Source organism: Brevibacterium sp. 1718 (genome assembly GCF_051131255.1).
Lineage (GTDB): Bacteria > Actinomycetota > Actinomycetes > Actinomycetales > Brevibacteriaceae > Brevibacterium > Brevibacterium sediminis.
Window position 1 is genome coordinate 23,028 of record NZ_CP186550.1, and the last position, 20,246, is coordinate 43,273.

18 protein-coding genes are annotated in these 20,246 nt (G+C 65.7%); 6 read left to right on the forward strand and 12 right to left on the reverse strand.

Features of this window, described 5'->3' with window-relative positions:
- Positions 1–51 precede the first annotated feature (51 nt).
- The gene (locus ACOZ9V_RS00100; protein ID WP_181271220.1) at positions 52–1,425 is read right to left on the reverse strand and encodes an aldehyde dehydrogenase family protein; all 1,374 of its coding nucleotides are present in this window, start codon (positions 1,423–1,425) and stop codon (positions 52–54) included.
- 101 nt (positions 1,426–1,526) lie between these two features.
- On the opposite strand from ACOZ9V_RS00100, the gene ACOZ9V_RS00105 reads away from it, so the two are divergent.
- Complete coding sequence (locus ACOZ9V_RS00105) at positions 1,527–1,904, forward strand: VOC family protein (RefSeq protein ID WP_434592604.1); 378 nt, start codon at positions 1,527–1,529, stop codon at positions 1,902–1,904.
- 18 nt (positions 1,905–1,922) lie between these two features.
- On the opposite strand, the gene ACOZ9V_RS00110 is transcribed toward ACOZ9V_RS00105, so the two are convergent.
- Positions 1,923–3,287 carry an MFS transporter gene (locus tag ACOZ9V_RS00110; protein WP_434592607.1) on the reverse strand — a complete coding sequence of 455 codons (1,365 nt, stop codon included), beginning with the start codon at positions 3,285–3,287 and terminating at the stop codon, positions 1,923–1,925.
- Positions 3,288–3,363: 76 nt separating this feature from the next.
- Between ACOZ9V_RS00110 and ACOZ9V_RS00115 the strand changes: the two genes are divergently transcribed.
- Entirely contained in the window at positions 3,364–3,858 is a 495-nt protein-coding gene (locus ACOZ9V_RS00115; RefSeq protein WP_181271217.1) for a winged helix-turn-helix transcriptional regulator, read from the forward strand.
- A gap of 12 nt (positions 3,859–3,870) precedes the next feature.
- Here ACOZ9V_RS00115 and ACOZ9V_RS00120 read toward each other — a convergent pair whose 3' ends face one another.
- The 4 genes from ACOZ9V_RS00120 to ACOZ9V_RS00135 all read right to left on the reverse strand — a co-directional run bounded on the left by ACOZ9V_RS00120 (position 3,871) and on the right by ACOZ9V_RS00135 (position 6,888).
- Positions 3,871–5,178, reverse strand: coding sequence for an MFS transporter (locus ACOZ9V_RS00120; protein WP_434592610.1), 1,308 nt, complete (start codon positions 5,176–5,178; stop codon positions 3,871–3,873).
- Entirely contained in the window at positions 5,175–5,825 is a 651-nt protein-coding gene (locus ACOZ9V_RS00125) for a TetR/AcrR family transcriptional regulator (RefSeq protein WP_434592613.1), read from the reverse strand. The genes ACOZ9V_RS00120 and ACOZ9V_RS00125 overlap by 4 nt, the downstream gene beginning before the upstream one ends.
- Positions 5,826–5,908: 83 nt before the next feature.
- On the reverse strand, positions 5,909–6,427 hold the full coding sequence (locus tag ACOZ9V_RS00130; RefSeq protein ID WP_181271214.1) for a DinB family protein: 519 nt from the start codon (positions 6,425–6,427) through the stop codon (positions 5,909–5,911).
- Entirely contained in the window at positions 6,424–6,888 is a 465-nt protein-coding gene (locus ACOZ9V_RS00135) for a DUF488 domain-containing protein (RefSeq protein ID WP_181271213.1), read from the reverse strand. Before ACOZ9V_RS00135 ends, ACOZ9V_RS00130 begins: the two co-directional genes overlap by 4 nt.
- A 186-nt stretch (positions 6,889–7,074) precedes the next feature.
- On the opposite strand from ACOZ9V_RS00135, the gene ACOZ9V_RS00140 reads away from it, so the two are divergent.
- The 3 genes from ACOZ9V_RS00140 to ACOZ9V_RS00150 all read left to right on the forward strand — a co-directional run bounded on the left by ACOZ9V_RS00140 (position 7,075) and on the right by ACOZ9V_RS00150 (position 10,455).
- Complete coding sequence (locus ACOZ9V_RS00140; RefSeq protein WP_181271212.1) at positions 7,075–8,346, forward strand: Dyp-type peroxidase; 1,272 nt, start codon at positions 7,075–7,077, stop codon at positions 8,344–8,346.
- Complete coding sequence (locus tag ACOZ9V_RS00145) at positions 8,343–9,143, forward strand: family 1 encapsulin nanocompartment shell protein (RefSeq protein ID WP_434592618.1); 801 nt, start codon at positions 8,343–8,345, stop codon at positions 9,141–9,143. Before ACOZ9V_RS00140 ends, ACOZ9V_RS00145 begins: the two co-directional genes overlap by 4 nt.
- Positions 9,144–9,453: 310 nt before the next feature.
- Positions 9,454–10,455, forward strand: a complete 1,002-nt coding sequence (locus ACOZ9V_RS00150; protein WP_434590937.1) for an IS481 family transposase — start codon at positions 9,454–9,456, stop codon at positions 10,453–10,455.
- Here ACOZ9V_RS00150 and ACOZ9V_RS00155 read toward each other — a convergent pair.
- From ACOZ9V_RS00155 to ACOZ9V_RS00175, 5 genes are all read right to left on the reverse strand, one after another.
- Complete coding sequence (locus ACOZ9V_RS00155) at positions 10,452–11,087, reverse strand: TetR/AcrR family transcriptional regulator (RefSeq protein ID WP_181271210.1); 636 nt, start codon at positions 11,085–11,087, stop codon at positions 10,452–10,454. The two genes, ACOZ9V_RS00150 and ACOZ9V_RS00155, sit on opposite strands and share 4 nt — an antisense overlap.
- Positions 11,077–12,771: an AMP-binding protein gene (locus ACOZ9V_RS00160; RefSeq protein ID WP_434592622.1), complete on the reverse strand. Its 1,695-nt coding sequence runs from the start codon at positions 12,769–12,771 to the stop codon at positions 11,077–11,079. The genes ACOZ9V_RS00155 and ACOZ9V_RS00160 overlap by 11 nt, the downstream gene beginning before the upstream one ends.
- A gap of 94 nt (positions 12,772–12,865) precedes the next feature.
- Positions 12,866–13,630 (reverse strand): SDR family NAD(P)-dependent oxidoreductase, encoded by a 765-nt coding sequence (locus ACOZ9V_RS00165; protein WP_181271208.1) that lies wholly within the window; start codon positions 13,628–13,630, stop codon positions 12,866–12,868.
- Positions 13,631–13,771: 141 nt separating this feature from the next.
- Positions 13,772–14,917, reverse strand: a complete 1,146-nt coding sequence (locus tag ACOZ9V_RS00170; protein WP_181271207.1) for an acyl-CoA dehydrogenase family protein — start codon at positions 14,915–14,917, stop codon at positions 13,772–13,774.
- A 62-nt stretch (positions 14,918–14,979) separates the two neighbouring features.
- The gene (locus ACOZ9V_RS00175) at positions 14,980–15,813 is read right to left on the reverse strand and encodes an enoyl-CoA hydratase-related protein (RefSeq protein ID WP_181271206.1); all 834 of its coding nucleotides are present in this window, start codon (positions 15,811–15,813) and stop codon (positions 14,980–14,982) included.
- Between the two features lie 226 nt (positions 15,814–16,039).
- Here ACOZ9V_RS00175 and ACOZ9V_RS00180 point away from each other — a divergent pair, with 226 nt between their 5' ends.
- Positions 16,040–16,678 carry a hypothetical protein gene (locus tag ACOZ9V_RS00180; RefSeq protein ID WP_229664018.1) on the forward strand — a complete coding sequence of 213 codons (639 nt, stop codon included), beginning with the start codon at positions 16,040–16,042 and terminating at the stop codon, positions 16,676–16,678.
- A gap of 225 nt (positions 16,679–16,903) precedes the next feature.
- Here the strand turns inward: ACOZ9V_RS00180 and ACOZ9V_RS00185 are convergent, their stop codons facing one another.
- On the reverse strand, positions 16,904–20,230 hold the full coding sequence (locus ACOZ9V_RS00185) for a S41 family peptidase (protein ID WP_229664019.1): 3,327 nt from the start codon (positions 20,228–20,230) through the stop codon (positions 16,904–16,906).
- Positions 20,231–20,246: the final 16 nt, after the last annotated feature.

Below are 20,246 nucleotides of genomic sequence, written 5' to 3' on the forward strand. Positions count from 1 at the left end.
GTCACCTCGGTGATTGGGTTCTCAGGGGTGAACCTGAGGTCTCACACCTGATCAGGCGTGGACGCGGATGAGGTGTTCGTTGGTGAACGCCTGGAACGCCCACTGAGCGTTCTCACGGCCGTAGCCGGAGCGGTTGATGCCGCCGAAGGGGTACTCCGGTCCGGACTCCATGTGGCTGTTGATCAGGGTCATGCCGGCGTTGATCTTCTTGCCGAACTCCTGGCCCTTCTCCAGATCGTCGGTCCACACCGAGGACATGAGGCCGTACTCGGAATCATTGGCCAGACGCAGAGCATCCTCCTCGTCCTTGGCACGGTAGATCATCACGGCCGGGCCGAAGAGCTCGTTGCAGCCGAGGTCCGAGTGCGGGTCGATGTCCGTGAGCACGGCCGGGGACATGAACCAGCCGGGGCGGTCGAGCTTCTTGCCGCCGGTGTGCAGGGTCGCACCATCGGCCACGGCCTTCTCGATCATCTCGATGATCTCGTCGCGAGCACCTTCGGAGGACACGGGTCCCATGCCGACCTCGGGGTCGTCGAAGTCGGAGATCTTCATGGCTTCGGCGGCCTTGACCGCCTCGGCGACGAATTCGTCGTAGAGCTCATCGACGACGATCATGCGCTTCGGCGAGGTGCAGACCTGGCCGGCGTTCGCCAGACGGATCCCGACGAGCTTCTGCGCCACCGAGGAGACGTCCTTCGAGTCGAGGACGACGGCCGGGTCGTTTCCGCCGAGCTCGAGGACCGCGCGCTTGTAGTATTTCGCCGCGATCGCGGCCACAGACGCGCCGGCACCCTCGGAACCGGTGAGCGAGAAGCCCTTGACGCGGAAGTCCTTGAGGACCTCTTCGGCGTGGGAGGAGTCGAGGTAGATGTTCTGGTACACGCCCTTCGGCAGTCCCGCCTCGGTGAGGAGGTCCTCGAAGTACTGGGAGGACTTCGGGCAGATCGATGCCTGCTTCATGATGATCGTGTTGCCGACCATGAGGTTGGGCAGCACGAAGCGGGCGATCTGGTTGTACGGGAAGTTCCACGGCATGATGCCCAGCAGCACGCCCAGCGGCTGGTGCTCGACATAGCTGCTGGCCGCGCCGGCGGCGGCCAGGTGGGTCGTGGACAGATGGGTGGCGGCGTTGTCGGCCATCCAGCGGGCGGTGCGGGCGACTTTGTCGACCTCGCCGAGGCCCTGCTTCTTGATCTTGCCCATCTCACGACCGATGATGTCGGTCATCTCATCGGCATTCTCATCGACGAGATCGGCGAACTTGCGCAGGATCGCCGCGCGTTCATGCAGCGGCGTCTCCTTCCACGCCAGATGTGCCTCATGGGCACGATCGATGTAGGCGGGAATCTCCTCTTTGGGAACAGAGGCGAACTCCTCCTCGACTTCGCCGGTGTTGGCATTGGTGACAGCGAACTTGCTCATGGAACGTCCTTTCACGGGTTGACGATCTGTGCCCTGTAACAAACTACAGTCTCCCGACATTCCGCGACACTTGAGTCCATGCCTGGGATTACCATTCATCCATGGAGAGAGTGAATGGAATCGGCGGATACTTCCTGCGGGCGGCCGACCCCGAGGCGATGACGGCCTGGTACCGCGACTTCCTCGGCGTCGACTTCGGTGATCACGGGCTGTGGCGGCAGCCGGCCGGACCGACCGTGATGGCGATGTTCGGAGCCGACACCGACTACTTCGGGACGCGGCCGGAGGACCAGGACCGGCAGCAGACGATGCTGAACTTCCGCGTCGCCGACCTCGACGCGATGATCGCGCAGCTGCGCGAAGCCGGCGCCGAGGTGGACGACGAGACCCAGCAGATGGACGGAATCGGACGCTTCGGCTGGGTGACCGATCCCGAAGGGAATCGGATCGAGCTGTGGGAACCGGAAGAGCAGGGGTGAACCTCGGTTGAGCTGGGTCTAGGCGGCCGCCTCGGCGGTGGCGGGTTCCCCGCGATCATCGATCAGACGGCGTCTGACCGCGAACGACAGGACCGCGGCGATGACGCACATGGCCGCGCCGCCCCACCAGGCGTAGGTGTACTCGCCGAAGGCGTCACGGACGGCTCCGGCGGCGAAGGCAGCGGCGGCCGCACCGATCTGATGGGCGGCGAAGACCCAGCCGAAGACGATGGTGCCGTTGTCACCGAAGATTTCCCGGCACAGAGCGGCCGTCGGCGGGACCGTCGCGACCCAGTCGAGGCCGTAGACGACGATGAAGAGGATCATGCTCGGGTGGACAGTGTCCGAGAGCAGCCAGGGCAGAAGCAGCAGGCCGACCCCGCGGAACGTGTAGTACGCGACGAGGAGGATCCGGGGATCGAATTTGTCGGTCAGCCAACCGGAGAACACGGTGCCCACGATGTCGAAGATCCCGACGACCGCGAGCAGGCCGGCTGCCGTCGAGGCGGGCATCCCATGGTCGTGGGCCGAGGGGATGAAGTGGATGCCGATGAGTCCGTTCGTCGTCGCGCCGCAGATCGCGAAGGCGATGGCCAGAGCCCAGAACGAGCGATGACGGGCGGCGAAGAAGAGACCTGCGAAGGCGCGTCGGGCGGCGCCTGCGCCGCGGCGCTCGGCGGGGGTGGTCGGAGCGGACTCCGCCTTGGTCGGGGTGTCGCCCTCAGGCTCGGTCGTGCTCTCCGTGCTCGCATCAGCTACACCATAGGGCAGAACGCCCAGGTCGGAAGGATGATCGCGGAGGACGAACCAGACCAGCGGCACGGCGGCCATCGCCGCGATGCCGATGAGTAGGGATGCCGGCTTCCACCCGGTGGACTCGGCGATCGTGGCGACCGGCGGCAGGAAGATCAGCTGGCCCGTGGCCGATCCGGCCGTGAGGATGCCCATGATGAGACCACGGCGAGCGACGAACCAGCGATCGGCGATGGTCGCGGCGAAGACGAGGGCCATCGAACCGGTGCCCAGCCCGATGAGGACGCCCCAGAAGATGAGCAGCTGCCAGGAGGCGGTCATGAGCACGCTGCCTCCGGCGCCGAGGGCGACGAGAGCCAGAGCGGCCGCCACGACCTGGCGGATGCCGAAGCGATCCATGAGCGCTGCAGCGAAGGGAGCGGTGAGCCCGTAGAGAAGGAGGTTCACACTCACGGCCAGGGACATGCTGCTCATCGACCACCCGAAGTCCGCATGGAGCGGGACCATCAGCGCTCCGGGAGCAGCCCGGAATCCGGCGGCGGCGAGCAGGGCGATGAAGGCGACGGCGGCGACCCACCAGGCGGGGTGGATGCGGCGGTGCCTCCGCTGCGCGGGTGGAGTGGTCGACATCGATCCCTCGGGCTTTCTTCAAAGAAGTTATACTGGAGGAAGTATAAGCAGACTTCGTCGAAGAAAGGTAGTCGTGATGGCTTTGCGTTCGGATTGGTCGCAGGAGTTCTGTCCGGTGAAGCGGTCGCTCGACGTGCTCGGCGATCCGTGGGTGCTGCTCATCGTCCGCGATGTCCTCCACGGTCGTGGGCGTTTTGACCAGCTGCGTGAGAATCTCGGAATCTCCGAAGCCGTGCTCAGCCGGCGGTTGTCCGGAATGCTTGGGGCCGGGCTGCTGACGAAGGTCGACTACGCCGACGGGGCGCGCATCCGGCAGGGGTATGCGGCCACCGAGGCCGCCGCCGATCTGCTGCCGATCCTGCAGCAGCTGTCCCTGTGGGCAGAGAAGCACACCGAACTGCCTGCCGGCGGAGGCCATATGGGACTCATCCACGAAGCCTGCGGCGCCGAGACGACTCAGGGCGAGGTGTGCAGTGCCTGCGGTCAAGTGCTGCTGCCGGAGGACATGTCCTGGGACAAGCCGTGGAAGGACGTGCGCGAACGGCTGCAGCCGGCCGGGACTCTGAGCTGAGTCCCGCTGGGACTAGCAGGCCGCCTCGGCGAGGGTGGGCTCGGATCGCCCTGCCCACGTCCGTTCGACGCGGATCGCCACGGCCACTACGGCGAGTGCAGCGAGCGCGAGGACGATGGCGGCGACGACCGTGGCGGGGAAGCCGAGCCCGGCTGCGATGACCCAGGCGCCGACGGCCGGGCCGAGCGCATTGCCGACGTTGAAGGCCGAAGTGTTGACGCTGGCGGCCAGGGTCGGTGCCTGAGTCGCGATCTGGAAGACGCGGGCATTGAGCGCCCCGGCGATGGAGAAACCGCTGGCGCCGACGAGGACGATCATGATGACGGCAAGGATTGCGTTGTCCGCGACCAGCCACAGGGCGCCGAGGCTGAGAGTCAGTGCCGTGAGGCTGCCAACGATATTGCCGAAGATGTCCCTATCGGCCAAGCGCCCGCCGACGACGACACCGATGAAGGCACCGACGCCGAAGGCCGCGAGGACTGCGGGAACGAGGTCCGCGGACAGTCCGGCCACCTGAGTGAGCAGCGGCGAGAAGTAGGAGAAGGACGCGAACACCGAAGCCTGGAACAGCGCCGTCGTGCCCAGGGCCAACCAGATTCGGGGTCCCTTGAACGCGGCGATCTCGGCGCGGAGCAGAGTGCGCAGGCCGGGAGCCGCCTCGGCGGGAGTGGGTGATTCTGCTTCGTCTGGGTCGGTGGACTTCGCTGAGTCGGCAGGCTTCGCTGGGTCGGTGGGCTTCGCGTCCGACCGGGTGGTCACGGCGATGAGAACTGCGGCCAGTGCAGTGACGAGGGCGACCGCCCAGAAGGTCGACCGCCACCCGAACTGGGTGCCGATCCATGTTCCCATCGGCACTCCGACGAGGTTGGCTACTGTGAGTCCGCCGACGAGACTGGCGAGTGCACGGCCCTGTACGGCGGCGGGAGCGATGGCTGAGGTGTGGACGGCGGCGACGGCCCAGAACCCGCCGCAGGCGAAGGCAGACAGCACCCTTGAGGCCATGAGCAGTCCGTAGCTCGGTGACAGCGCTGCAAGGATGTGGAGGGAGGAGAAGCCGATGATCATGACGATCATCGTCGCCCGCCTGGGCAGGGTCAGCGTCAGCAGGGTCATGGCCGGTGCCCCGACGATCATGCCGACGGCGAAACCGGTGATGAGCAGGCCCGCCTGCGGGATCGTCACGCTCAAGTCAGCGCTCAAGGGTTCGAGGATTCCGGCGATCATGAACTCGCTAGTGCCGAGGCAGAAGATCACGGCGGCCAACAGATAGACCTGACCAGGCACCCGAGGCCTGAGGGAAGGCGGTGTCGAAGTGGTCATGGGGTGGGGCTGCCTTTCGTCGAGGCACCTGGGGCACCTTCGGTCTCGAGGGTGGCCCTGCCGGCCGGAGTGCACAGTCCTGCGACGAAGGCTCGGGCTTGGGCGAGGACGTCCTCTGTGGTCATGACGCGGGCGGCGATGCGCAGGCCGGCGAGCACGCTGTGGATGAGTGGGGCATGGATCCGGGGGTCGATGTCAGCGAGGATATGGCCCGCGGTCTGACCGCGCTCGATGATGCCTGAGTAGGTGTCGAGCCACGCGTTGCGGTCGGGGTCGAGGATCGAGCACACAACATCGACTTCGCGGCCGAGCTCGGCGGCCGTGTTCGCCGACAGGCACCCGGTCCGGTTCTCGTCGTCGCACTGCTTCTTCAGCTCGCCGCGGAGGCGGTGCATGAGCAGGACGGGAGCGGGCTCGAGGCTGCGCTCGAGTTCCTCTCTGAGCGGGATGCCCGTGGCCGTATAGTCACGCAGGGCGCGGAGGAAGACGGCGTCGAGGCTGTCGAAGGTGTTGTAGAAGCTCGAGCGGCCGATGTTCGCGCGTTCGCAGACCCGTCCGACATCGGTTCCCGCATAGCCGTGCTCGCTGAACACGGCGATGGCGGCATCGATGACCGACTGCTCGTCGAAACTCTTCTTCCTGCCCACGTGACGAGACTAAAGCATTTTGGACAAACGTGTCCAATAATTTCGGATCGGCTGCCCCGACCCCCCCCGTGTCGGTCGTGTTTTCAGGCCCCGACGTCGCCGAGGTGGTGCCGGACTTCGTGGAGTCCGTAGAGCGTGAGTGAGGCGACGGTGAAGGCGTGACCGTCGGAGCGGAAGCCGCGACGTTCCCATTCCTCCCCGCTGACCTGGGACAGGAGGCCGGCATAGGACTCGGCGGCCGCGCGGAGGGCGGGGGCCACCTCGGCGGGATCGGCGTGGGCGTAATCGGATTCGAGAGCGACCGCATCGCCATCGAAGTTGTCCAAGGTCGGGTCGGACTCGGCCAGCATGCGCTCGGTGCGGCGGCGGAATTCGTCGAGGACATCGCGCATATGGGCGGCGTATTCGACGTCCGACCATCGGTTCGGACTGCGCCGTTCGGTGGCGTCGGCACTGGTCAGGACCGTCTGCCAGGTGGCGGCCGCCTCGGCGAGGGTGGTCGGGACGCCGGTCGGATCTTCATGGCCGGTGAAGCCGCATTCGGAGCAGCCGCCGACGAGGACATCGGTCCAGTCGCGGGCGTCAGGGGTGATCTCGCTCATTCGCCGTCCTTACTGCTCGACTTCTTGCTTCCGGACTTGGTGGTTCCGGTTGTCTTGCCGCTCGATTTCGTGCCACTCGTCTTCTTGCCGTCATTGAGGATCTCGGCGAGCATGGTGGCCTGGCTGATGTCGTCGCGCTTGGCCGCGGTGAGCAGGGTGAGAGTCCCCCTCTGCGCGAGCCCGCGCAGCTCCTCGAGGGCCTGCTCGGCATCATCGCTCTTCAGTTCCTCGCGGAAGCGGCGAGCGAACTCGTCGAACTTCTCCGGATCGTGGGAGTACCACTTGCGCAGCTCGGTCGAGGGCGCGACGTCCTTGACCCAGTCGTCGAGTTCGGCCTTGTCCTTGCTCACCCCGCGCGGCCAGACTCGGTCGACGAGGATCCGGGTCCCATCGGACTTCTGTGCTTCGTCGTAGATGCGGCGGACCTGGACCACGTGTGTGGAGCTCTTCTTCTCGGACATCGGCTGACGCTCCTTTCGCTCGCTTCCCTTCGAGTCTACGACGCGGATACAGCGGCAGTGCCCCGTCGACCTTCGGCGCTGGCACCGTGGCCAATCGCGCCTGGTGAAGCGGAGACTCCGAGACGCAGGTCACCTTGGTGTCCCGAGGTGCACCGCGCCGAATCCGCGAGCGGAGGAGATGATGCAGTGACCGTCTGGCAGCAGGCATTCCCCGATGGGAAGAGTCCGCAACGGGTGCTGGTTCCGCCGTCGCCGTCTGCGATCTTCCTCGTCCTCACTGTCCGCCCCGGATTCGAGAGCAGAGCCAAGGACTTCCTGTCCGAGATCGCAGGGCTGACACGAACCGTCGGCTTCCGCTCCCGCGAAGCCGACCTCAGCTGTGTCACGGGTATCGGCGCCGACCTCTGGGACCGGATGTTCACCGCGCCCCGCCCCCGGGGTCTCCACCCGTTCATCGAACAGCGCGGAGACGTCCACACGGCGCCGTCCACCCCAGGTGACCTGCTGTTCCACATCCGCGCTCGCCGCATCGACATGTGCTTCGAACTCGCCCGACTCATCGGCGATGCTTTGCAGGGTGCCGTCGACGTCGCCGACGAAGTCCACGGCTTCCGTTATTTCGACGAACGCGACATCCTCGGCTTCGTCGACGGCACCGAGAATCCCGAGGATCAGGGTGCCGTCGACGCCGTGTTGCGCCACCCGGATGACGTCGCTGAGGATTCCGTTTTGGATTCCGGCCCGGGTTCCGTCCTGGATTCCGCCGAGGCGGGACCCGATGTCGCTGCCGCCGTTGCCGGAGATTCCGGGCCAGGATCCGTTCCCGGCGATGGCTCCCCGGGCTATCCGGGCAGCACCTTTGTGATCGTTCAGAAGTACACACACGACATGTCCGCCTGGGACGCACTCAGCGTCGAGGAGCAGGAAGCGGCCTTCGGGAGGCACAAACTCTCCGACGTCGAATTCGCCGAGGAGGACAAGGCCCCGAACTCGCACCTCGTGCTCAACTCGATCGAGCACGAGGACGGCAACGACCGGGAGATCGTGCGCGACAATATGGTCTTCGGATCCGTCGGATCAGGGGAATACGGCACCTATTTCATCGCCTATGCCGCGGACGTGACGACGACCGAGCAGATGCTTGAGAACATGTTCATCGGAGATCCGGTGGGCACCTACGACCGGATCCTCGACTTCTCGACCGCGCTGACCGGCGGGCTGTTCTTCGTCCCGTCCCAGGATTTCCTCGACGATCCCGACGGGGAGCTCGCCGAGGCGGGACTCGGGATCGGTGGAGCCGCCTCGGCGAAGGTCGACGGATCGGACAGCGACGGCGAATCGGACGATGATTCGTTCGCTGATGTCCCGACAGACAGCGATGACCCGACAGACGCAGACCCCTCAGCACCCACGGACGGCAGCCTGGGAATCGGCAGCCTGAATAGGAGACGACAGTGAACAATCTCTATCGCGAACTCGCCCCCATCACCGGCCCGGCCTGGGCGGAGATCGAGGAAGAGGCTCGGCGCACCTTCAAGCGCAATATCGCCGGTCGGCGCATCGTCGACGTCGAAGGGCCGACCGGCTTCGAGACCTCCTCGGTGACCACGGGGCATATCAAGGATGTGCAGTCGTATTCGTCGAGTCTGCACATTCGACAGCGCATCGTGCAGGAATTCGTCGAACCGCGCGCCCCCTTCACGGTCACGCGTGAGGCCATCGACGATGTTGCGCGCGGCTCCGGCGATTCAGACTGGCAGCCGATCAAGGACGCGGCGACGACGATCGCCCTGGCCGAGGACCGAGCTATCCTCCACGGACTCGACTCCGCAGGCATCGGCGGCATCGTCCCGAACTCGTCGAACGCGGCCGTGACCCTGCCCGATGCGGTCGAGGACTATGCGGACGCGGTGGCGCAGGCGCTGTCCGGTCTGCGCACGGCCGGTGTCGACGGGCCCTACAGCCTGCTGCTGTCGGAGGCCGAATACACGAAGGTCTCCGAGTCGACCGACCACGGTTTCCCGATCCGCGATCACCTCTCGCGCCAGCTCGGTGCCGGGGAGATCGTCTGGGCGCCGGCGCTCGAAGGTGCCCTGCTCGTGTCCACCCGCGGTGGTGACTACGAACTCCACCTCGGCCAGGACCTGTCGATCGGCTACAGCGGCCACGACAGTGAGACAGTCGACCTGTACCTGCAGGAGACCTTCGGCTTCCTCGCGCTCACCGACGAATCGAGCGTCCCCCTGCACCCCTGAGCCCGGCTCGGTGAACTGCTGCGCCTGCGGAGTCGCGGCGCAGCCCCCAGGTCGCGCTGCACAGCAGAGGGCCGCAGTTGCCTAGGCATCGGGTTCTGTCCCCTGAATCATCGGGTTCTGTACGGTTGCACATCGAGTTCTGATCCAGTCATCGAGTTATATTGCGATCACTGGATCAGAAGTCGATGACTCCCCACGAGGTGGCCTAGGTGTACTTCCCCGACACGTTGTGAACGGTAGTTGAAACACAACGAAGACCTCCGATACCGATATGGGTAACCACACTCATGATCGAGTCCCGGAGGTCTTCATGACACACCGTAACGCACCACTGACCATCGAGGGCAGACGCCGCCTTGTCGCTCTCGTCATCGATGATGGATGGTCCCAGCGCCGAGTCGCCGAACGCTTCCAAGTCTCATCGGCAACAGTGTCCAGATGGGTGCGTCGACACCGTGCAGGCGATGGTCTCGACGACCGCTCGAGCCGACCACACCACAGCCCTGCACGACTGTCGACCAAACGGGAACGACGTATCCTCGCGTTGCGGATCACTCGGCGGTGGGGTCCGCACCGGATCAGCTACCACCTTCACATCCCACGCTCGACTGTCGGTCGAGTCCTGAACCGGTACCAGATGCCGTTGTTGGCTCATGTCGACCAGATGACCGGGCTGCCGGTGCGTAAGCCGGCCCCGATCCGTTACGAGGTCGAGGCTCCCGGGCGCCTGGTCCATGTCGATATCAAGAAGCAGGGCCGGATCCCCGACGGGGGCGGGTGGCGTGCTCATGGGCGTGGGTCAGCTCAGGACAGGAAAGTCGGCTCCCATCGAGGTCGTGCCGCCCGGGCCGGAGCTGCGGGCTCGCGTGGGTACCGGTTCCTTCACCACGCTGTCGATGACTACTCGCGAGTCGCGTACTCCGAGATCCTCGATGATGAGCGCAAGGATACTGCGTCCGGGTTCTGGCGGCGTGCGGACGAGTTCTTCGCGAGTATCGGTGTTCAGGTCACGGCAGTGATGACCGATAACGGATCCTGCTACCGTTCTCGGGCCTTCGCGGAGGCTCTTGGTGAGGGTGTGAAACACCGCAAAACGAAACCCTACCGACCACAGACGAATGGGAAGGTCGAGCGATTCAACCGGACTCTCGATGCCGAGTGGGCTTATACGAGGGTGTATGCCAGCGAAGCCGAGCGTGCAGCGGCCTACGAGGCGTGGGTCCATGACTATAATTTCCATCGACCCCATACCGGTATTGGCGGACTCACACCATCAGCTCGTGTTCACAACCTCACGGGGAAGTACACCTAGCGGCGGGCAGCCTCGCTGAGGTTGCTCAGCACAAGCGTGCGCACCTGCCGGTCGATATAGGTCTCCAGGTCGAGCCCGATCCGCTGGAAGTACCAGTACTTGAGCGCCCACATATGGGCGATCGACATGAGGTCGTGCCCGAGCACCTGAGCATCGACACCACGCAGGTCGCCTGCTTCGACGGCGGCGGTGACGACGTCGACGAGGGGCTGGAGGGTCTCGAGCTCCTGGTCCTGGATCGACTTCAGTCCGTCCTTCGACAGTGCCCTGGAGACCTGATAGGTGAGCACGACCGCATGTCTCTGTTCACCGACGATGCGGCAGAACTCCGTGAACGCGGCGATGACCTTGTCCACGGGTTCGGCCGCCTCGGCGATGGCGGAAGGGACACGGAGACGGAACTCCTCGAGGACGCGGGTGATCGCGGCGAGCACGATCTGCTCCTTGTCCGAGAAGTACTTGTACAGCAGTCCGACACTGACCCCGCCGGACCTCGCGATCGCCTGCATGGACACCGAATGAGTGCCCTTCTCCTGCATCAGACGCACGGCGGCGTCGACGATCTGCCGCTCTCGGAATTCCGCGCGGGCACCGCGGACGATCGCGTTGAGGTCTTCGGATTCAGCTGACATGCTCGGCGGCGACTTCCTCTCTGAGCTTGAACTTCTGAATCTTACCGCTTGGCGTGCGAGGGAACTCGTCGAGGCACTGCAGGGCCTCGGGCCAGTACTGCTTGGCCACTCCCTTCGCGTCGAAGAACTCCTGCAGCTCGTCCATCGTCAGGCTGTGGCCCTCGTTGAGGGTCACGACTGCGCACGCGATCTCCTGCAGCCGGGGATGCGGCACCGCGACGACTGCGACCTGGGAGACCGCGGGATGTTCGTAGAGAACGTTCTCGATATAGGCCACCGGGATGTTCTCGCCGCCGCGGATGATGATGTCCTTCGACCGCCCCGCGATCCGGATGAAGCCTTCGGCATCCATTTCGGCGAGGTCTCCGGTATCGAGCCAAACGCCTGCGAAGGCGTCTGCCGTCTGCTCCGGTTCATCGAGGTAGCCGACGAACAGGAATGGGCCCGTGACCTGGATTCTTCCTTCGACGCCCGCGGGCACGGGTTCCCCGAGGGGATCGACGATGCGGACCTTCATCGAGCCCAGTGCTCGTCCGTCGGTGCTCGTGACCTTCTCCTCCGAATCGCCCGGCGCCGTCATCGTCACCAGCCCGCATTCCGTCTGTCCCCAGCCGCCGAAGACGTTGAGCTCCGGAAGCAGCGTGCGCGCCTCATTGACCATGACGCGTGGAATCGGGGCGCCCATGCAGCAGAAGTGCTTGAGGGAGGACAGGTCGTGCTGCGTCGACTTCGCCACCTCGAGCAGATCGTGGAGGAACGGAGTGGCCCCCGATGTGTGCTGGATTCCGTGCTCGGCGACGAGTCGGGCGAACTCCTCGCCGTTCCACACGTCCTGGAACACGCCCGAACCGCCGATGAGCAGAGGCAGACACACTCCGTACATGTAGCCGGTGAGATGGCCGAAGGTCGAGGCCATGTGGATGACCGAATCCTCGTCCAGGCCCAGGTGATCCGGCCACGGCAGCGAGGCCGCTAGCACGTTGTTGTGCGTGTGCATCACACCCTTGGGATTGCCCGTCGTCCCCGAGGTGAAGAGGATGAGTCCGACATCATTGGGGTCCGGGCGCCGGCCGTCCCAAGCGATGGATTCGATCGCCGAGGCGGCCGACCGTGAACCGTCCGAGCTTGAGTCGCGTTCCCCTCGAGCCAGGAAATCCGTCCACCTCTCGAAGCCGTCCCGACCGTCGAAGGTCGCCTCGCCAGGGGTGTCGAGGACGATCGTGTGCTGCAGCTCCGGCAGGCTCGGACGCAGTCGGTCGACCATATCGGGATAGTCGAACTTTCGGAAGCGATTGGGCACGAAGAGCACCGAGACCGACGCCTTCTTCGCCATATGCCCGATCTCGCGGTCCCGATAGATCGGGATGAGGCCGTTGGTCACAGCGCCGGCCTTGATCGCACCGAGGTGGATGACCAGCCATTCATACCAGTTCGGCAGCTGCACACCCACCACGTCGCCGGGTTCGACCCCGAGGTCGACGAGCGCCTGGGCACAGGTGTCGACATCCGAGCTGAGCTCGGCATAGGTGTGGGCACCGTAGGGATCGCGGGTGACGACCGTGTCAGGTCGTTGTGCACTCCAGTGCTCGAGGTGGTCGAGGAGGGTCTGGTTCTTCCAGTCCCCGGATGAGGTGAATTCCTCGATGAGGGAGTCGGTCAGGGTGGTCTCGAATCGGGTGGGCATAGCAGGGCTCCTTTGCTCTGGTGTCGTACCTGTGACTCGGGTGGAGCTGGTGGTCGTGCTGACAACTGTCGCCGCCGGGCGACGGTTGTGATGCTCAGGCCATCGTCAGTCCGCCGGAGACGGACAGAGTCTGGCCGGTGACATAGGCGGAATCGGGACGGGCGAAGAAGGCCACGACGTTCGCGAGGTCCTCGGGACGGGCGAGCCGGCGCATCGGAATCGCCTTCTCCAGTGCGGTTCGCAGCTTCGGATTGTCCGCGGAGATCTCGGCGAACAGCGGCGTGTCGGCCGGTCCGGGGCACACGCAGTTCGCGGTGATCCCGTGTCGGGCGACCTCGCGGGCGAAGGTCTTCGTGAACGAGATGATCCCGCCCTTGGCCGCCGAGTACACGGCTTCCCCGCTCGACCCGACCCGGCCGGCGTCCGAGCCGATGCTGATGACGGATCCCGATCCGGCTGCGATCATGTGCTCGGCCGCCGACTGCGTGCAGTTGAGCGTGCCGAGGAGGTTGATCGCGATGACCCGCTGCCAGGTCGCCGGCGTCGACTCCATGAACGGTTCGACCTTGTCCCAGCCGGCATTGTTGACGAGGACGTCGATGCGTCCGAAGCGCTCGACCACCTCGGCGATCATGGCGTCCACGGCCGCACGGTCGGTGACATCGGCGGCGAGCCCGATCGAATCATGCCCCAACGCCGAGGCGGTGTTCGCGGCCGTCTGTGCGTCGAGGTCGGCGACGACGACGGTGGCGCCGTCGGCGGCGAGGCGGGTCGCGATTCCCTTGCCGATTCCGGAGGCGGCACCGGTGACGATGATGATGCGATCGGTCAGAGGTGCGGTCTGAGTGGGTGCTGACATGGTGGTGTCCTTCCAGTCGTGTGTCTGATGCTGCGTCGTCAGGTGGGTGTGTTCGCTCCGGTCGACCGGTGTTCGCTCCGGTCGGCCCGTGTTCGTCCCGGTCGGCCGGTGTTCGTCCCGGTCGGCCGGTGTTCCACCCGGTCAGGGGGCGTATTCGCGACCGGCGGAGTTGCGGGCGATGATGAGCTTCATGATCTGGGCGGTGCCGTCGCCGATCTGCATGCCGAGCACGTCGCGCAGTCGTTTCTCGACGTCCCGGTCCTGTTTGTAGCCGTTCTGTCCGTGCAGAAGCAGGCACTGATGGACCGCATGGTAGGCCTCGAGCGGGGCCCACCACTTGCACATGGCAGCCTGAGAGGTGTGCGGGTGGCCCTCGTCGCCGAGGCGCAGAGTGTCCAGGCATAGCAGTCGGGCCGCCGCCATCTTCGTCTCCGCCTCGGCCAGGGGGAAGGAGACCCCTTGGAACTTCGACAGCGGCTGATCGAAGGCCTCACGTCCCTTGGCGTAGGCCCAGGCATCCTCGATCGCGCGCGTCGCAGTCCCCGTGCACTGCAGTCCGATGAGAGCTCGGGAGAAGTCGAATCCCTGCATGACCTGGGTGAATGCTCCACCGACCTCGCCGAGGAGGTGGTCGGCGGGCACACGGACATCGGTGAAGTCCACGCTGCCGCGAGCGACGGCCGCCTGACCCATGTCGATGATGGGGTTCCGGGTGACTCCGGGGGCGTCGAGGTCGACGAGGAACGCCGAGATGCCCTTTCCGCGCCCCGCCTCGGGGTCGGTGCGGGCGAAGATCACCGTTGCCGTCGAGGTCATGGCCAGCGACATCGACTTCGTGCCGTTGACGATCCAGTCGTCGCCGTCCCGTCGGGCCGTGGTCGAGGGGTTTCCGGCGTCCGAACCAGCCTCGGGTTCGGAGAGTCCGATGGCCACCGTTTCGTCACCGGTTGTGATGAGGCGGCAGTAGTGGGCGGCCACCTCGGTGCTGGCATTGCGGGCGATGACCTGTCCGATGAGGGATCCGACGACCTGGATATAGGCGACGGTGAGGTCTCCACGGGCGATGGCCTCGGTGACGAGACCCGCGGTGACCTTGGTCAGTCCGGTCCCGCCGAGGTGGGTCGGCAGTTCGGGGGCGATGAGACCGGCACGGCCCATCTCTCGGGTGATATCGGCACCGATGCGGCCGGCGGCTTCGCGTTCGCGGGCCTCGCTGATGAGCCGCTCCTCGAATCCGGCCGCCGCATCGAGCAGGGTCTGGGTATCGGGGGTGAGAGTCGTGTCCACGGGAATCCTCTGTGCTGTCAGGGTCTGTGCAGGTGGGATCTGTGCCGGCGAGGCGCCGGGGGTCAGTACGCGCCGTCGAAGCGGCTGAAGTCCGGATCGCGCTTCTCCGCGAAGGCGGCCGCTCCTTCGTGTGATTCCGGGGAGTGCGCGTAGAGGTCGAGGGCGCTCATGGCGAGGTTCGTGAAGCCGGTCTGCATCTCGGAATCGGCGTTGAATGACTGCTTGAGGAAGCGCAGCGCCGTCGGTGCCTTGAGACCGAGGGCCCGGGCGCGTTCCTTGGCGCGGGGCATGAGTTCGTCGGCGTCGACCACTTCGGTGGCCAGGCCCCAGGATTCGGCCTTCTGTGCGTCGATGAGTTCGCAGAAGTACCACATCTCACGGGCGCGCTTCTCACCGATGACCCGGGCGAGGAAAGCCGAACCGTAGCCGGCGTCGAAGGATCCGACCTTGGGGCCGGCCTGGCCGAAGCGCGCGTGTGCGGCCGCGATCGTGATGTCGCAGAGGGTGGTGAGCACGTTTCCGCCGCCGATGGCGACACCGTTGACCGCGGAGATCACCGGTTTCGGCACCGAGCGGATGACCTTGTGGAGTTCGGAGATGCGGAACATGCCGTAGCGGCTGGGGCCGTAGTCGCCGGTCTGCGCCTTCTGTTTGACGTCGCCGCCGGCGCAGAAGGACTTCTGCCCGGAACCGGTGAGGATGATCGAACGGACGCGGTTGTCGCCCCAGGCGAGAGTGAAGGCTTCGATGAGTTCGTCGACGGTCTGCGACCGGAACGAATTGAAGGAATCGGGCCGGTTGATCGTGATGACCGCGAAGGTCTCTTCCACCACGTAGAGGATGTCGTCGAAATCCGTGGCTGCGGTCTGCTGAGTCGGGCTGGTGGATGTTGGCATCGTTGCCTCCTCGAACGAAAAATGAATCTATGTTCACACCTAGTGAACATCAGTTCATGAACGAGGTCAAGAGTCGCGGTGCCGGAAGATTCTTGTGAGTTCGCCGAGTTTCGTCCGTCCGCATCGGAGCGACGGTGCACTGGTGGAAGAATGTTGCCGGCAAGGGTGCCGACAGAATGCACTGCTCAGGTGTCGGCCGATCCGAACTCCCGGCAATGGGTCGGGAGTGACTGACGATGACGACGAGAGACGGACGACGATGACCGCAGAAGCACCCGACCCGGACCACAAGACAGGACTCAGCACCCGGCGGACAGCGGACGGTGCGGAGATCGGGGCGCTCATCGGCGCTGGTTTCGGGCTGCTGTTCCTCATCATCAACACCGGCCAGTTCTCGACCCTGGGGCGCACACTCGTTATCGCGGTCGGCGTCATCGTCTTCGCCGGCATCGCGGTCCTCGCGGTTCGCGGACTGCTGCGGAACCGTGGTGGAGGCGGCCGCCTCGGCGAATCGGGGACCCGTGGTCGTCGGGAACCGCCGTTCGGTCGCGCCTACTGGATCATCGTGCTCATCGAGGCGGTTCTCCTGTTCGCCGGAGCCCGACTGCTCACGAGCCTCGGCCATCCGGAGCTCGGAGTGGCGTGGGTGGCCGTGGTCGTCGGCACTCATTTCTATGCGCTCGGCCGCGTGTTCGGGCTCGACCGCTTCCACGTGCTCGCCACCGTCGTGACCCTCTGCGGAATCGGCGGGTTCATCGCCTTCTTCGCGGCGGCTCCGGCGTTCATCCCGGTCATCAGCGGCGTCATCTCGGGATTCGTGCTGCTCGCCTTCGCCGTGTGGGCCCTGACCCCGACCGAGCGGTAGAGCCGGCACGCATCGAGTTTCGTTCGGTTCGTCATCGGGTTCTGATCCAGTCATCGAGTTTTCTCCCGATGACTGGATCAAAAGTCGATGAAGCTGCACGAGGTGGCTGGGCCCGTGACCACACTGCGTTCCAGCCATCAGGACGCGAACTGATGGCTGGAACGCAGTGCGGTCGTCGGCAGGTGGCGGGGCCAAGCCCTACCGGCAGGTGGAGGGGTTGGTGGGTCAGTCCTCGGCGGGGGCTTCGGGGACCCCGGCGCCGTCCTTCTTCAGCGGCTGCACGCGCGGGGGTGGGAACTCCGGAGCCTGGGCGGCGGGATGGGCTTGCAGCCCGGCGAACACCTCGGCGATGGCGCGGTCGAGCTGCGGATCGTCGGCGGCGAAGAGCTGACCGGGATCGTGCTCGACCTCGATATCGGGGTCGACTCCATAGTTCTCCACACTCCAGCCCTTGCCCTCGATCCAGAAGGCATAGCGCGGCTGCGTCACTCCGGTGCCATCGACGAGATCGTAGCGACCGTCGATGCCGACGACTCCGCCCCACGTGCGCACGCCGATCACTGGGCCGATGCCCTTGGCCTGCACGCGCGCGTTGATGATGTCGCCGTCGGAGCCGGAGAACTCATTGGCCACGAACACCACCGGGCCGCGCGGAGCATCCTCGGGGTCCCGGTCCATCTGGTCATAGCTGCGAGCCGCACCCCAGGCAACCACCTGATCGGCGAAGCGTTCGGCCACCAGAGCACTCGTGTGCCCGCCTCGGTTGAACCGCACATCGGCGATGACGCCCTCGCAGCCCATGGCCTGCCGCAGATCCCGGTGCATCTGCGCCCACCCGTAGGAGGTCATGTCCGGGACATGCACATAGCCGATGCGGCCGGATGACTTCTCGGCCACATACTCCCGGCGGGAGCGCACCCAATCCTGATAGCGCAGCTTCTCCTCGGTGGGCAGTGGAATCACGGCGACCGCGCGGTCCTTGCGACCGCGGCGCAGAGTCAGCTCGACGATCGTGTCCGCGGCCCCCTGCAGATGAGCGGCGGGACCGGCCGCCTCGTCGACGGGCTGACCATTGACAGCAACGATGACATCGCCGGGCTGCGCTCCGACTCCGGCCTGGCGCAGCGGCGACCTCGCCCCCGGTTCACTGCTCTCACCGGGAAGGATGCGAGAGATCGTCCAACCCTCAGCGCTCCGCTCAAGATCCGCACCGAGGAATCCGAGCTTCATCGACCCATCGCCGAGCCCAGAAGGCGGGCTGACATAGGCGTGGGAGGTGTTGAGCTCGCCCACGGTTTCCCACAGCACGTCGACGAGGTCGTCATGAGTCAGCGCCTTGGCGGCCACAGCACGCCAGCGCAGCGTCACCGACTCCCAATCGACCCCGTTCATGTCCTCGCGCCAATAGTGATCGCGCATGATCCGGGAGTTCTCCTCGAACATCTGCAGCCATTCGGCCCGGCGGTCGAGCTCGAATCGCAGACGCGAGAGATCGACGGAGATGTTGTCATCATCGTCGGCCTCGACTTTCCGGTTCGCCGGGACCACGCTGATCGCACCGTCGCTGCGCACGACGAGCAGCTTGCCGTCTCCGGAGATCTCATACTCGTCGGCCTTGTCGACGACGGTGCTGACCTTCCGCTTGGCGAAGTCGAAGTACTGGACCACCTCGGCGGGTTTCTCACCGGCATCTCCGGCCCGTCCGGTGCCGAGCTCACCGGCTTCGACGTCGCCGGTGCGCAGCCAGACGAGTCCTCCCTCAGCGGATTCGAGATCCCGGAAGACCCCCGAGGCGACCGGGAACGGCACGATGCGCTCTTCAGCTCCCTCGAGCTCGACCTCGACGGTGGCGGCGGGTTTGTCCCCGCGACCGCGCTCGGACTTCGCCTCCTCGGTGACCTCGCTGATCGCCCATCCGCCGGCGCTCGGTCCGAAGGGCGCAGGTTCATCGGCGGCCAAGGGCAGCAGCCACGGTCGGGTGACGCCGTTGAACGACAGATCGAAGGAATGCTGGTTGTACGAGGGATCGAAGGTGCGATCAGAGAGGAAAGCGACGAACTTCCCATCACGGGTGAACGTCGGCGAGAAGTCATTGAACTTGCCCGTCGTCAGCGGCTGGGCCTCGCGATCCGATTTCACCTCGGCGATCATCAGCTGCGCGAGCAGCTCCTCACCCTGCGTCGGCTGCGACCACACGAGGTACTTCCCATCGGGTGAGAACCGCGGATCGCGCGCCTCGCCGTGTCCCGAATGCCCGACCAGACGCGTCCGACCATTGCCCACATCGACGGTCCGGATCGACCCGTCGTGGGAGATCGTGGCGAGCATCTTCCCCGCCGGATCCGCCTTCAGGTGCAGGACCCGTCCCAGGGCTCCGGCCCCGATTCGCCGAGGCGGCTTGTCCCCGGTCACGGACGCGACCTCGATCGCGTCCTCCCCTTCGACGTCGGTGATGTACGTGGCAAACCCGGTGTCACCGAGGACGAGAGGTTCGCGGGTGCGGATCGACGAATCCGCGCACAGCGCCCGGGCCGGGCCCTCGCGGTGGGCGAGCCAGAAGGTCTTGCCCCGCCATTCCACCACCGAGGCATTGCCTTCTCTGTCGGGGCTGATGTGGTTGAGCCCGGTCTTCGGGTCGAGACTGAGCGGCTGCACCTGAGTCCCCGGCAGAGTCACCGCGAGAGTGCGGACCTCGGCGTCGAGGCTGTCGAGGATCCTGATCTCCCCACGGGAGTGCCAGACGATGCGGGTGCCGTCGGTCGTGGCGTCACGGACATAGCCCTCGGCCTCGGACTGGTGCGTGAGCTGCCGTGGTTCGACCGAGTCATCACCCGAACTCGCCGAGGTGGCCAGTCCGTCGATGATCCACAGGTTCGCCTGTTCATCGGCATGGTGAGGGAAGGTCGCGGCCCGGTCCGAGGTGAACACGAGCGAATCGCCGACCCACAGCGGGTCGGTCAGAGAGGCCTCGTCCTCGCGCAGCAGCCGCTGCCACCGGGCCCCGGATCCATCTCCGATGCCGGCAGCGTTCGTACTGCCGACTCGATCGAGCCACAGCCTCGGCGCAGTCCCACCCCGGTAGCGCTTCCAGTGCGCGGGCGGACGGGAGAACGGCGTCGACAGAGCGGTCACTCCCGTGTGGTGCCGGGCCAGACCCGAGGCACGACCGAACGACAGCCGATCGACCTCGCCGTCGAGGCTCACGGACTTCACGACATGGTTGCGGACCTCGAACTCCCCGGCATTCGCGCCGACGAGGACATGGGCGGCATCGGCCCACCCGAGCATCGTCATCGCGCTCGACCCCAACCAGGTGAGCCGACGCAGGGACCCGGTGGCCACCTCGGCGACCATGAGCTCCGCCTGGCCGGTGCGGAACGATACGAACGCGACGTGCGCTGCGTCGGGTGAGATCCTCGGTGACCGGACCGGCGCATGATCGGAGGTCAGCCGCCAGGCGCGGCCGCCGGCGGAGGGAACGAGCCAGACATCGTCGTCGGCGGTGAAGGTGATGAGATCGGACTGGATATGGGGATAGCGAAGATAAGTCACGTGACCCACATTACAA

Coding starts and splice junctions, on each gene's coding strand:
- ACOZ9V_RS00160 (WP_434592622.1), bottom strand. CDS start 12,771: ATGCCCACCCGATTCGAGACCACCCTGACCGACTCCCTCATCGAGGAA.
- ACOZ9V_RS00120 (WP_434592610.1), bottom strand. CDS start 5,178: ATGACCACTTCGACACCGCCTTCCCTCAGGCCTCGGGTGCCTGGTCAG.
- ACOZ9V_RS00110 (WP_434592607.1), bottom strand. CDS start 3,287: ATGTCGACCACTCCACCCGCGCAGCGGAGGCACCGCCGCATCCACCCC.
- ACOZ9V_RS00175 (WP_181271206.1), bottom strand. CDS start 15,813: ATGCCAACATCCACCAGCCCGACTCAGCAGACCGCAGCCACGGATTTC.
- ACOZ9V_RS00165 (WP_181271208.1), bottom strand. CDS start 13,630: ATGTCAGCACCCACTCAGACCGCACCTCTGACCGATCGCATCATCATC.
- ACOZ9V_RS00155 (WP_181271210.1), bottom strand. CDS start 11,087: ATGTCAGCTGAATCCGAAGACCTCAACGCGATCGTCCGCGGTGCCCGC.
- ACOZ9V_RS00115 (WP_181271217.1), top strand. CDS start 3,364: ATGGCTTTGCGTTCGGATTGGTCGCAGGAGTTCTGTCCGGTGAAGCGG.
- ACOZ9V_RS00100 (WP_181271220.1), bottom strand. CDS start 1,425: ATGAGCAAGTTCGCTGTCACCAATGCCAACACCGGCGAAGTCGAGGAG.
- ACOZ9V_RS00135 (WP_181271213.1), bottom strand. CDS start 6,888: ATGTCCGAGAAGAAGAGCTCCACACACGTGGTCCAGGTCCGCCGCATC.
- ACOZ9V_RS00105 (WP_434592604.1), top strand. CDS start 1,527: ATGGAGAGAGTGAATGGAATCGGCGGATACTTCCTGCGGGCGGCCGAC.
- ACOZ9V_RS00130 (WP_181271214.1), bottom strand. CDS start 6,427: ATGAGCGAGATCACCCCTGACGCCCGCGACTGGACCGATGTCCTCGTC.
- ACOZ9V_RS00150 (WP_434590937.1), top strand. CDS start 9,454: ATGACACACCGTAACGCACCACTGACCATCGAGGGCAGACGCCGCCTT.